This window comes from Collimonas arenae, from assembly GCF_000786695.1.
GTDB lineage: Bacteria > Pseudomonadota > Gammaproteobacteria > Burkholderiales > Burkholderiaceae_D > Collimonas > Collimonas arenae_A.
Genome location: NZ_CP009962.1, coordinates 699186 through 711745, shown reverse-complemented (window position 1 = coordinate 711745; position 12560 = coordinate 699186). Strand labels below are relative to the sequence as shown.

At 57.0% G+C, this 12560-nt stretch carries 14 protein-coding genes; all 14 read left to right on the top strand.

Translation table 11 applies throughout. The features are described from left to right. Positions 1-13 precede the first annotated feature (13 nt). The 14 genes from LT85_RS03140 to LT85_RS03075 all read left to right on the top strand — a co-directional run bounded on the left by LT85_RS03140 (position 14) and on the right by LT85_RS03075 (position 12520). Entirely contained in the window at positions 14-850 is an 837-nt protein-coding gene (locus LT85_RS03140) for an AraC family transcriptional regulator (RefSeq protein WP_038485150.1), read from the top strand. Positions 851-939: 89 nt separating this feature from the next. Then, positions 940-1899, top strand: coding sequence for a DMT family transporter (locus tag LT85_RS03135; protein ID WP_038485147.1), 960 nt, complete (start codon positions 940-942; stop codon positions 1897-1899). Positions 1900-1936: 37 nt separating this feature from the next. Beyond that, positions 1937-2482 carry a hypothetical protein gene (locus LT85_RS03130; RefSeq protein WP_253273655.1) on the top strand — a complete coding sequence of 182 codons (546 nt, stop codon included), beginning with the start codon at positions 1937-1939 and terminating at the stop codon, positions 2480-2482. Between the two features lie 121 nt (positions 2483-2603). Continuing rightward, positions 2604-2948 (top strand): DUF1840 domain-containing protein, encoded by a 345-nt coding sequence (locus LT85_RS03125; RefSeq protein ID WP_038485144.1) that lies wholly within the window; start codon positions 2604-2606, stop codon positions 2946-2948. Continuing rightward, a complete protein-coding gene (locus LT85_RS03120) occupies positions 2948-3847 on the top strand; it encodes an alpha/beta hydrolase (RefSeq protein WP_038485141.1) in 900 nt (299 codons plus the stop codon). Before LT85_RS03125 ends, LT85_RS03120 begins: the two co-directional genes overlap by 1 nt. A gap of 193 nt (positions 3848-4040) precedes the next feature. Then, on the top strand, positions 4041-4679 hold the full coding sequence (locus LT85_RS03115; protein WP_038485138.1) for a LysE family translocator: 639 nt from the start codon (positions 4041-4043) through the stop codon (positions 4677-4679). An 83-nt stretch (positions 4680-4762) separates the two neighbouring features. Continuing rightward, on the top strand, positions 4763-6070 hold the full coding sequence (gene rsmB, locus LT85_RS03110; RefSeq protein WP_038485135.1) for a 16S rRNA (cytosine(967)-C(5))-methyltransferase RsmB: 1308 nt from the start codon (positions 4763-4765) through the stop codon (positions 6068-6070). A 95-nt stretch (positions 6071-6165) separates the two neighbouring features. Then, the gene (locus tag LT85_RS03105) at positions 6166-6744 is read left to right on the top strand and encodes a DUF4390 domain-containing protein (RefSeq protein ID WP_081991981.1); all 579 of its coding nucleotides are present in this window, start codon (positions 6166-6168) and stop codon (positions 6742-6744) included. 2 nt (positions 6745-6746) lie between these two features. Then, the gene (locus LT85_RS03100) at positions 6747-8999 is read left to right on the top strand and encodes a sensor histidine kinase (RefSeq protein ID WP_038485131.1); all 2253 of its coding nucleotides are present in this window, start codon (positions 6747-6749) and stop codon (positions 8997-8999) included. Positions 9000-9170: 171 nt separating this feature from the next. Continuing rightward, positions 9171-9893, top strand: coding sequence for a response regulator (locus tag LT85_RS03095; RefSeq protein WP_038485128.1), 723 nt, complete (start codon positions 9171-9173; stop codon positions 9891-9893). Further along, on the top strand, positions 9890-10264 hold the full coding sequence (locus tag LT85_RS03090; RefSeq protein WP_038485125.1) for a hypothetical protein: 375 nt from the start codon (positions 9890-9892) through the stop codon (positions 10262-10264). Before LT85_RS03095 ends, LT85_RS03090 begins: the two co-directional genes overlap by 4 nt. Before the next feature lie 259 nt (positions 10265-10523). Further along, positions 10524-11423, top strand: a complete 900-nt coding sequence (gene rpoH, locus LT85_RS03085) for an RNA polymerase sigma factor RpoH (RefSeq protein ID WP_038485122.1) — start codon at positions 10524-10526, stop codon at positions 11421-11423. 126 nt (positions 11424-11549) lie between these two features. Next, a complete protein-coding gene (locus LT85_RS03080) occupies positions 11550-12116 on the top strand; it encodes a DUF4166 domain-containing protein (protein WP_081991978.1) in 567 nt (188 codons plus the stop codon). Continuing rightward, the gene (locus LT85_RS03075) at positions 12113-12520 is read left to right on the top strand and encodes a thiol-disulfide oxidoreductase DCC family protein (RefSeq protein ID WP_038485116.1); all 408 of its coding nucleotides are present in this window, start codon (positions 12113-12115) and stop codon (positions 12518-12520) included. Before LT85_RS03080 ends, LT85_RS03075 begins: the two co-directional genes overlap by 4 nt. Positions 12521-12560 lie beyond the last annotated feature (40 nt).

Sequence of the window (12560 nt, the reverse complement as noted above, 5' to 3'; positions counted from 1 at the left end):
CCTGGAGAATGGCATGTTCCATCATCCTTCCGAATTCGTCACCTTCAAGACCAGCCCGCATCTGCCGGGCGTGGAATTGTATTCGGCGCGACTGGTGGATCATGAATTTGCGCCGCATGTACACGATGCCTATTCGCTGGGCGCGATCGAAACCGGCGTGGAGCGTTTCAGCCACAAGGGCTCGCAGCATCTGGCGCCGGCCGGTACACTGGTGTTGCTCAATCCGGACGAGTTGCACGACGGCCATGCCGAGGTTGCTGCCGGCTGGGCTTATCAGATGCTGTATATCGAGCCGCAGGTGTTGCACGAAATGACTGGCAGCGAGGCTTATTTCACCGGAGCTACGGCGCATGACCCGGCCTTGGCCGAGAATTTCCGGCTGCTCTTCAGGCGTATGTGGCAAGCGCCGGACGACATTGCCTTTGTCTCGCACTTCACCTTGCTAATTGATGCCGTGACCCAGCGTTACGGTAAGAACCTGCGCCCGGCAGCCGCTGCCGCAGCGCATTATCCACAGCGCATGCTGGCCATGCGGCGGGTGCTCGACTGTATCGAAGCCAATCTGGACCAGACTTTGCATATCGATACGCTGGCGGCGGAGGCCGGCATGTCGATATTTCATTTTGTGCGTACCTTTTCCGCGCAATTCCACGCTACGCCGCACCAATATCTGCAAGCGCGCCGGGCAGCGCGCGCCAAGACCTTGCTGGCTCAGCGCAGCACACCGACCGATGCCGCCGCCGCAGTCGGACTGACCGACCAAAGCCATCTGACGCGCTGGTTCAAGCGCGCCTATGGCGTCACGCCGGCGCAGTATCAACAGCAAATTGGTACAAGACCGCTGGCGTAAAGCTTGGCATCATGAGTACAGTCGCTACTCATTTCTGGTCTTCCTATGGCATCACCTCGTTTCCCCCTCCTCTTACCGGCCCGCGCATCATGCTGACCGGCATCTTGTGCGCACTCGGCGCAGGCCTGATGTGGGGGCTGGTCTTCATCGCGCCGCTGATGCTGCCGGATTATCCCGGTCTGATGCTGTCGTTTGGACGCTATGTGGCCTTCGGGTTGATCGCGCTAACGCCCGCCTTGTTGCATCGCAAACGCATCGCCACCTTGAGCAAGGCTGACTGGCGTGCCGCCCTGAAACTCTCCCTGGTCGGTAACCTGCTCTACTACGCAGCGCTGGCGACCGCGATCCAGCTGGCCGATGCGCCACTGCCGACCATGATCATCGGCACGCTGCCAGTCGTGATTTCCGTGTTTTCCAACTGGTCCCCCGGTCACGCAGCTGAGAGCGTGGCTTGGCGCCGGTTGGCGCCTTCGCTGGTAATCATCTTTATCGGTATACTTTTCGTCAACGCGGCAGAGCTGGCCCACATGCGGCAAATGGGCAGCAGCAATACCCGTTCGATGTCTGACTATCTGCTAGGTTGCCTGATTGCGCTCTGCGGCGTCGCTGCCTGGACCTGGTATCCGATCGTCAATGCCCGCTACCTGCGCGCCAATCCGCATATCAGCCCGTCCATTTGGGCTACCGCGCAAGGGCTGGCTGTATTGCCGCTGGCGCTGATCGGCTTGTTCTCCTATGGCGGTTACCAGAAACTGACTGGCGGTTCTTATGCTTTCCCGTTCGGCCCTCGGCCGCTGCAATTTGTCGGCCTGATGCTGCTCATCGGCCTTTCGGCGTCCTGGATCGGCACGCTGCTCTGGAACAAGGCCAGCCAGCGCTTGCCGACAGCGCTGCTGGCCCAGTTGATAGTCTTTGAAACCCTGTCGGCCTTGCTGTATGCCTTCATTTTCCGCGGCGCGGTACCGGGTATGCAAGTGGCGGCAGGGATTGTTTTGTTGTGCATAGGCATCATTTTCGGTGTGCGCACCTTTCAGCATCAGATACCATAGGGGTTGCTTCCATTTTTGCAGCCCGCTGCGCAATCCCGTGAAATTTTCCTCCAGCCTGACACCCCGCCTCCTGTTGCTCTGCGCTTGCGCACTGCTGCTGGCGGCTTGCTCGCCCAAGTTCAACTGGCGCGAAGTGCGCAGCAAGGACGCGCCTTACAGCATCCTGCTGCCGACCAAACCTTCGACATTTGCACGCCCCATTGATCTGGACGGCATGCCGCTGACCATGACCATGACCGCCTCCAAGGTGGACGACACGGTATTCGCAGTTGGCAGCGCCACCGTGCCCGATGCCGCCAAGGCGCAAACCGCCCTGATCGCCATGAAAACAGCGCTGGTGAAGAATATCAACGGCACGGTGCGCTCGGAAAAATCGACCGCGGCCGCCAGCAGTACACAGGGATTGTCCGCCAGCATCGACATTGAAGCAGTCGGCAAGACGCCCGGCGGCAAGGATGAAGTACTGTTCGGGCATTTTGTCAGCAAGGACAAGGAAATTTATCAGGTCATCGTAATGGGGCCTGAAAAGGAGATTTCCCGGGAAAACGTCGATACTTTCATCGGCTCATTCAAACACAATTAGCATTGTGACCACATTTTCGCTTGTCAGCTCTGTAACCGCCGGTGACAAAACTGGCGGCCACCGGGACAAGCGCGTATTCTGTACAATGTCTTTTTTATCAAAAACAATATTTTGAGGTTTTATGTTAGTTACGTTCAAATCCAAGGCATCGTCCGAAGTCATCATGTTCGAACACGACGCCAAACGCATCCTCGATCTGCTGAATAAAGATGTAAAGATCGGTGTGATCACGGCAGAAGAAGGCGCAGCAGCGATTGCGCGCCTGGAACAGGAAACCTCGGAAAGCCGTGCACATCCTGCGTCCGACAGCGTGCAACACGATATTGCCGCCCATCACAATGCTGGCGGCGACGACACTGGCCATGAGCCGGTGCAAACGGTCAACTTCGCCAGCCGCATCCATCCTTTGCTGGAAATGCTGCGCGAAGCCCACAAGCACAACAACGACGTCCTCTGGGGCGTGTAATGTCGGCTGCCCGTGAGCAGCAACTGTCCAGCGACGACGGTATTTCACTGTTCGTCACTGACTGGCCGCTGGCTCCCGGCGAGCCGGTAACCGGCAGTATCCTGCTGATGCACGGGCTGGGTGAGCACTCCGGGCGCTATGCCCACGTAATACGTTTTTTCAACCGCTGCGGCCTGCTTGTGCGTAGCTACGATCATCGCGGCCATGGACGTTCAGGCGGCCGCCGTGGCGATATCCCTGATGACAACGCATTGTTGCGTGACGCCAAGCTGGTGCTGGACGACTTTAGCCAACAGCAAGGGCTGATTCATCCGGAACTGGCGAACCATACTCCTTTACTGTTTGGTCACAGCATGGGCGGTTTGTTTGCTGCGCGCTTTGCTGTGGCGAACATGGCGCCCCTGCGTGGCCTGATTCTGTCTTCGCCGGCGCTGGCCTTGTACATGAGCGGGTTCCAACACGGCTTGCTGAAACTCATGTCAATGCTTGCGCCCGGACTGCCAGCGCCTAACGGCCTGGATGTCCATCTTCTGTCACACGATCTCACCGTTGCCAAAGCGTACAGCCGTGACCCGCTGGTGCATAACAAAATTAGTCCCCGCATGCTGAACAGCATGCTGCATGCCGGCGCATTTGCCATCAACCATGCTCCGACGCTGGCAATACCGACGCTGATGGTGATTGCCGGCGCGGACCGCATCATCAATCCGGAAGGAAGCCGCCGTTTTTTTGCAGCCTTGCGCCCTGAGATCGGCACGCTGCGTGACTATGAAGGCATGTATCACGAGATTTTCAATGAAATCGGCGCCGAGCGCGTGTTTGCTGACGTGCGCCGCTGGCTTGACGGCCAGCACATGTTGCAATCCTTGTCTGCTACCCAAGCAGCTTTGGCAGATTAGCATTATCTGTCCGGCAAATATTTTCCTTTATAACACCATCTCATTGACAAGCCTCTCCGGTAAGGCAAGCCACCGCTGCTGTCAAGCCATCCGGTAAATTCAGCATTTTTCCTGTCACAATCGCGACCTAACCGTAGGTTCTCGAGCATATCCCCGCTACAATCGCATTGTTACCATCCTGTCTAGCGCCGCCATGATTTCGTTCGGCATTACCGATTTTGGCCTGTTCCTGATGGCCGTCCTGCTACTGAACGCCACTCCCGGCCCGGATACCGCCTATATTGTCGGGCGTAGCGTGGCGCAAGGTCGCCGCGCAGGCTTGCTGTCGGCGCTCGGCATCACGGCTGGCTGCTGCATCCACGCAACCTTGTCCGCTTTCGGCCTGACAGCGCTGCTGGCCGCCTCGTCGACTGCGTTCATGATGGTCAAGCTGGCAGGTGGCGCGTACCTGGTCTACCTTGGTCTCAAGATGCTTTTTAGCAATAAACAGGGCGTCAGCGAAAATCAGCCCAGGCTGGATTTGCGTTCGCACAAGACAATTTTTGTGCAAGCATTGATCACCAATGTTCTCAATCCTAAGGTGATCTTGTTTTTCCTGTCATTTTTCCCGCAATTCGTGCTGCATGATTCACCGCATAAAATAGCTGCCTTCTTATTGCTGGGCGCGGTATTTTCCGTGGTAACGCTGTGCTGGAACAGCGGCACCGCCATGCTGGCAGGAACCCTGACCCGGCATGCCAGCAACAATCCTCACATCAAGCACTGGCTGGAGCGTTCGGTTGGCGCAGCCTTTGTGGCTTTGGGAGTTAAGCTGGCGCTCACTAAACATTAAACCCTTCGATCCTTTTTTTGATCTTTTTTGTTACCCGACTGATCTTTTGAAAACCATAACCGTAGTATCGACCTGAACCACTTGTGACCTATTCCACTCTCAAAAAAGATTCGCTCGCGTTTAGCCTGCTCGCCGCCGCCCAAGCCGTTGCACTGGTGCGTGAAGGTGCCGCGTTGCCGCAAGCACTAACTCAGGTGTTCGCCCAATCGGCGTCACCAGCGCCGACCCGCGGCGCGATCCAGGACATCGCTTATCGCACCATGCGCGGTATCGGCCGTGCAGAAACCTTGCTGGGCAGCCTTGCCAGCCGGCCACCGGAACCAACCTTGCTGCATTGCCTGCTGTGCGCTGCCTTGTGCCTGCTGGCTGATGTCGACGATCCTGCTTACGAAAATTTCACAGTGGTTAACCAGGCGGTCACCGCGGTATCTTCCGATCCGCAAATGGCCCACGCCAAGGGCATGGTGAATGCCGTGTTGCGCCGCTTCCTGCGCGAACGTGAAGCGCTGGTGGCGGCCGCCGTCAAGTCGCCGTTCGCCTTGTGGAATTATCCGGTGTGGTGGATCGACCGCATGCGGGCAGCCTATCCCGAACATTGGCAGTCCATCCTGACAGCCGGAAATACGCCACCGCCGCTGACCTTGCGCGTCAACCGCCGTAAGACTTCAACAGCTGCCTATCTGGAAGCCCTGGCCAGCCACAATATCGGTGCACGCCAGATCGGCGTCGACGCTATCCGCCTGGATGTAGCCATGCCGGTGACGCAGATTCCCGGCTTTGACGACGGCCTGGCTTCGGTCCAGGACGCAGCGGCGCAACTGGCGGCGGCGCTGCTGGATGTGCAGGATGGCATGCGGGTACTGGATGCCTGCGCCGCTCCTGGCGGCAAAACCTGCCATATCCTGGAGACGGCCGAGGTCGAACTGACCGCACTGGATAACAATCCCAAACGTTTGCAACGCATCACCCAAAACCTGCAGCGCCTGCAATTGCAGGCCACGCTGCAATTGGGCGACGCCAGCCTCGGCGGCGACGGCAAGGACTGGTGGGACGGCAAGCCCTTCGACCGCATCCTGGCCGACGTGCCCTGCACCGCCTCCGGCATCGTCCGACGTCATCCGGATATACGCTGGTTGCGGCGCAAGACCGATACCGAGCAACTAGCAACACTTTCAGCAAAGATTCTGGACAATCTTTGGCAGATGCTACGACCCGATGGTAAATTGCTGCTGGTAACATGTTCCGTCTGGCCACAGGAGTCCGAGGCCCAAGCCGTCGCATTTGCCGAACGCAATAACGCCCGCAGGCTGCCAGCGCCCGGCCAGTTGTTGCCACGGGCCGATGCCGAGCAAGATCACGACGGGCTGTTTTACGCCCTGTTTCAAAAATGATGTAATGAGCACTGCCTGGCGTCAAAAGCGCTTGGCAGTTCCGCCTTCTTGTTGATGAACCATTTTTAACGGATTTTGCTCCGTAACAGATACCAGTGACACGACCATTGCCTCAATTCATCAAATACTGGCTGCTGGCTCTGATGCTAGTTCTGTCTTTCAGCCACGCGTCCAGCTTTGCTTCTGACGGCGTTGAATTGAGCCAGGCCCATATCGAAGCCGGCGACGATGGCTACCGGCTGTCGGCGACCTACTCATTCGATCTGAACCGCGGGCTGGAAGATGTAGTCAACCGTGGCGTTGCCCTCTATTTTACGACTGACGTCGAACTGACCCGGCCTCGCTGGTACTGGTTCGATGAAAAAGCAATCACTGCAACCCAGACTATCCGCCTGCAATACAACGTCATCACACGGCGTTATAACGTCGGCATCAACGGCAGCTTGCAACAAAATTTCAATACCCTCGACGATGCGCTGTCACTGATCCGCCGGCCAAGCCGCTGGCTGATCGCCGATAAGAGCGCCCTCACGACCGGCGAGGTGTACCGGGTCGCCGTACGCATGAGGCTGGACCTGGGCCTGCTGTCCAAACCGTTCCAGGTCAATGCGCTCAACAATAGCGACTGGAACTTTTCTTCCGACTGGAAGAACTTCAACTACAAGGCTGAATAACCGTGCCGCGCGCGCTACGCTATCTGCTGGTGATCGGCGGCGCCATCGTCAGCATCCTCCTGTTCCTGCTGTCGTCGGCATCCTCCAATTCCGATTTTTTCGATAAACATTATTCCTGGCTGCTCGGCTTGAATGCGCTGGTGGCCGTGGCTTTGTTCATGCTGGTTTGCCTGCTGCTCGGCCGTCTCTATAGTCGCTATAAACGTGGCAAGTTCGGCTCCAGGCTGACGGCCAAACTAGTGTTCATGTTCGCCTTGATCGGCATCTTGCCGGGCGTGGTGATTTATCTGGTGTCGGTCCAATTTGTCTCGCGCTCGATCGAATCCTGGTTTGATGTCCACGTCGAGTCAGCCTTGCAATCCGGTTTGAACTTGAGCCACGCTGCGCTTGAGTCATCTCTCAGCGACCTCAGCGCCAGGGCGCGTACTCTGGCGGGCGAATGGTCGGACCTGTCGAATTCTGCGCAGGCAACCCAGCTCGGCCGCCTTAGCGACCAGAATCTGGAAGCGTCGATTGTCACCGCCAAAGGCGAAGTTATCGCCTCCGTCGGCGGTCATCTGGGAACGCTGGTGCCCAATCTGCCGACACCCGCCATGTTGCAACAGGCCAGGTTATCGCGCGGTTACGCCGCAACCGACAGCGGACCGGACAGCAGCGGTGCCGACAACGGCAGCAACGACCTGCTCCTCCATGTGGTGGTGGAAATCCCGCCACCGTTGAAAAGTTCGTCTCTGCAGAACGAAACGCATTTCCTGCAAATGATACAGCCGGTTCCATCCTATCTGGCGACCAATGCAGATGCGGTGGCTTCCGCGTATACCGAGTATCAGGAGCGTTCGTTGGGCCGCTCCGGCCTGCGCAAGATCTATCTTGTAACCTTGACGCTGACGCTGCTGCTGGCAGTGTTCGGCGCCATCGCCAGCGCCTTCCTGATTGCAACCGATCTGGCCAAACCTTTGCTGTTGCTGGCGGAAGGCACCAAGGCAGTGGCAGAAGGCAATCTGTCGCCGCGACCGATTGTAGCCACCTCGGATGAACTCGGTACCCTGACCCAGTCGTTCAACCTGATGACGCGCCAGTTATATGATGCCCGCGGTGCGGTGGAGAAAAACCGCACTGAACTGGAAAACGCCAAAGCCTATCTGGAGTCGGTGCTGGCCAACATGTCTGCCGGCGTGATGGTGCTGGACGGTGATTTCCGGCTGGTCAGCAGCAACCAGTCGGTGGCGCGCATCCTGCAGTACGATTTTTCACCGCATATTGGTCAACCGCTCAACATCATTGACGGCCTGGCGCACTTTGCCGAAATCATCACCGACGCCTTCTCCGAACAGAATGCGCAATTCGCCACCGGGAAGATCGGCCCCGAACTGCTGCACTGGCAACAGCAGATAGAAATTCCGCGACGGGTCGACAGCGTCGAGACCAATGATAGCGACGACATCACTCTGCTCGCGCGCGGCTCGCGCCTGCCGGTCGAAAGCCGGACCGGTTACGTGGTGGTGTTCGACGATATATCCGATGTCATTTCCGGTCAGCGCTCGATTGCCTGGGGCGAAGTGGCGCGCCGCCTGGCGCATGAAATCAAGAATCCGCTGACCCCGATCCAGCTGTCCGCCGAGCGCTTGCAGATGAAACTGGAAGACAAGCTGATGCCGCAGGATGCGACAATCCTGAAAAAAAGCACCGACACGATCGTCAACCAGGTAGCCGCGATGAAGCGCATGGTGGACGATTTCCGGGACTACGCCAAAACTCCGCCTGCGGTACTGAGCGAGCTGGACCTGAACGTGCTGGTGGCGGAAATACTGCACCTGTATCTGGCCGGTGACGAGCGCGACATGATTCATGCTTCGCTGGCGTCGGACCTGCCAATGGTCATGGGCGACGCCACCCAGCTGCGGCAAGTGATCCACAATCTGCTGCAGAACGCCCAGGACGCCGTCATGGACCGCAGCGACGACCCCCTGCCGCCGCGCATCGACCTGGTGACCGAGCGCGTCAGCTATCAAAGCTCGGACGGCTCATCGCGCACAGCGGTACGGCTGTCGATTACCGATAACGGCGCCGGATTCTCGCCTAAAATACTGGCCAGAGCGTTTGAGCCGTATGTTACCTCGAAGCCGCGCGGCACCGGCCTGGGTCTGCCGATGGTGAAGAAAATTATCGATGAACATGGTGGCCGCATCGATCTGCAGAATCGAAGCGACACAAAGGGCGCAAAAATCCTGATTTTGCTGTTAAAGTTAGCCTGAAGTCATGATTCGATCATAATTTGATGCAGAACATCTGCAAATCGGCAGTTGAGTGATATAGCATGTATCAGTACGCGGAAATAAAACAAAGAGACATCAACAATTTAACTGGGCTATCTGAACGGTCCATACAGTGGGATTTGATGCAACAGGAAATGGGAAGGCAACCGCATGGCTAACATCCTAGTCGTTGACGACGAAATGGGAATTCGGGAATTGCTCTCGGAAATTTTAGGTGACGAGGGGCATGTAGTAACCGCCGCGGAAAATGCACAACAGGCTCGTGAATTTCGTCAGGGTGGCGTACCCGATCTGGTGCTGCTCGATATCTGGATGCCTGACACCGACGGCGTGACGCTGCTCAAGGAATGGCAGCGCGATGGCTTGCTGACCATGCCGGTCATCATGATGTCCGGTCACGCCACTATCGATACCGCGGTCGAAGCAACCCGCATCGGGGCCCTGAATTTCCTGGAAAAACCGATTGCCTTGCAAAAGCTGTTGAAAGCCGTTCAGCAAGGCTTGTCGCAAGGCCCCAAGACTGCCCGCGCGCCGACGCTGTATCCACAACCGACCGCCACCGTCAACGACATGAATGACGTGGTTGTCGCTGCAGGCAGCTTCAACGGCCCGGCTTCCTCCGAAGCCGCACACGCCACCGCGCTGCCATCGGTCGCGGCGTCGTCGGAAAACCTGTTTTCATCTTCGTTCGGCCTGCCACTGCGCGAAGCGCGCGATGCTTTTGAACGCGCCTATTTCGAATACCACCTGATTCGCGAAAGCGGCAGCATGACCAGGGTGGCTGAAAAAACCGGACTGGAACGCACCCACCTGTACCGCAAACTGAAACAACTCGGAGTAGATCCGGGAAAGTTGTCGAAAAAAGGCGGATGACCCTTACCACGCTGGTGTGCGGCAGATCGACGAGCGTCCGCGAGGCGGCGATCTGGTCTGCCCTGCAGGAAGAATTTACGCGCAACGGCGCGCACCTCAGCACCGCACTCATTCTTGAAGGCCTTGCGGACGGCATGTCCGCTCCCGAGTCACTGCCCCCGGTGCTGGAAATCAAACGAATCGCGCCTGGTTGCTTTTGTTGCATTGGTAATCTAACACTACGCGTCACCTTGAACCGCCTGCTGCGCAAACCGCCGCAGCGTTTGTATCTGAGTATCGCCGCCAGCAGTCACCTGCAGCAAATTCGCGATTTTCTCAGCCTGCCGCCTTACGATGCCTATCTTGCAATGACGCCGGACCTGATCGCCTGAACAGCCGGGCACTGTTGTTCGCACTTTCCCTGCGGCTATGCAGCATTTTCCTTCCTCGAGATCGCAACTTTCCAGGGATTTATCCCTCTAAGTGCTTGTACATGGCAATCATAAGAATAATTTCAATAGCAATACTCTATATACATTCTCTAACAAATCCTATTAGCACTCCGTAATAGAGAGTGCTAATATAATCCAGTCAAACGTCTGATCGTTGATCAACCGGCAGCCTGAGCTGGCCGGACAGCAAGGAGAAAGAATGAAGAATCCATCAGTCAACACTGCATTAATGCCAATCGAGACCAATGCCTTGGCGCTCGGCTTTTCCGGTACGCTGGGAAATATTGACGCGTACATCTCGGCGGTAAATCGCTTGCCGATGTTGACACATGATGAAGAAGTTTCCCTGGCAAAACAATTGCGCGACAAAAACGACCTTGGCGCCGCGCAAAAGCTGGTGCTTTCGCATTTGCGCCTGGTGGTGTCGATCGCCCGCGGCTATCTCGGTTATGGCTTGCCACACGCCGACCTGATCCAGGAAGGCAATATCGGCTTGATGAAGGCCGTCAAACGCTTCGATCCGGATCAAGGCGTACGGCTGGTGTCGTATGCAATGCATTGGATCAAGGCGGAAATGCATGAATACATCCTGAAAAACTGGCGCTTGGTGAAGGTTGCCACCACCAAGGCCCAGCGCAAACTGTTTTTCAATTTGCGCAGTCACAAGGAAGGCCTGGACGCGATGACGCCGTCGCAGGTTGATGCTTTGGCCAAGACCTTGAACGTCAAGCGCGAAGAAGTGATTGAAATGGAAACGCGCCTGACCGGCCGCGACATCGCATTGGATGCGCCGACTGACGACGACGATGAGAAATTCGCACCAATTGCCTATCTGTCATCTGAATTGCAAGAACCGACCAAGGTGCTGGAAGCGCAGCGCTATGACCGCATGCAATCGGAAGGCCTCGAGTCTGCTCTGAGCAAGCTGGATGAACGTTCACGGCGCATCGTCGAAGCGCGCTGGCTGGCCAACGACGACGGTTCCGGCGCCACCTTGCATGAGCTGGCGGACGAGTTTGGCGTATCCGCAGAACGGATACGGCAGATTGAAGCAGTCGCGCTGAAGAAGATGAAGGGTTCGTTGGCGGCGTTTTCCTGATCAGCGAAACTTGGCAAGACGCATCAGCCCGCATTGCCGATGTATAGGCAAGGCCAGATATAGCTCCCTCCAACCACTCGGTTCAGGGAGCTTTATTTTTGCTCCGGGTGCTACACTATTGCTTCCATGCAAACACGCCCCACGAACTCCACCGACTCCCTCTATCGCCAGGCAATGGCAGATGAGTTCCATTCATTGGCGCCTGAACTGCAACTCTTCCATAGCTTGGCCGGGCGAGTCACCTTGCCTGGCCGATGCACGGTCAAAGGCCCACATACGACGATCGGACGCCTGTTCGGCAAACTATTCGCTCTTCCCAAGGCGACAACTGAAACCGACTTCTGGTTCGAACTGGATGCCGATACCCGGCAAGAGACGTGGCGTCGCCACTTTCCTGGCCGGTCGATGACCTCGCAGATGCGCATCCGGTCCGGCAGCCTGGTCGAGAGCCTGGGCCCGGTAGATTTGCATTTTCAACTCAGCGTCCTTCAGGGGCAGCTACGCATGATCATCCAGCGCATCACATTTTGCGAACTTCCTTGCCCGAAATTTCTGCTGCCTTCGATACTGGCCGAGGAAACCGGCGCGGGAGGAAAACTGTATTTCAACGTCGCGGCGACTCTGCCGCTGGTTGGGATACTGGCTGAATATCGGGGTTATCTGGATCTGGAACAAGCGTGGGCGATAGCATGATTATCGTGTTCGACGCCAAATGTCTGATTTGCTCGACATGGGTGCAATTCCTGTTGAAGCACGACCGGCGCCGGGTGTTCCGGTTTGCATCGATGCAATCAAGCGCCGGCGTTGCTTTGCTGACCCAAGCCGGATTGAGTGTCACCAGGCTTGAAACCCTATTGCTTGTCGACGGCGAACGCAGCTATCAGCATACCGCTGCGATTTTCAGGGTGCTGCATCAACTGGGATTTCCTTGGAAGCTGGCATGGATCATATGGCCGTTACCGGCCTTTATACGGGATGGCGCCTATCGCTGGATAGCACGTAACCGCTATCGCCTGTTTGGCAGCAGCGAGTCGTGTTTTCTGCCCGCCGCCAAAGATCGTCTCCGTTTCGTAGAGGACATGTCTGAGATTATCTGAGATTGAAGGCGCTACAATGCAAAAGGCAGGATCGCAATCA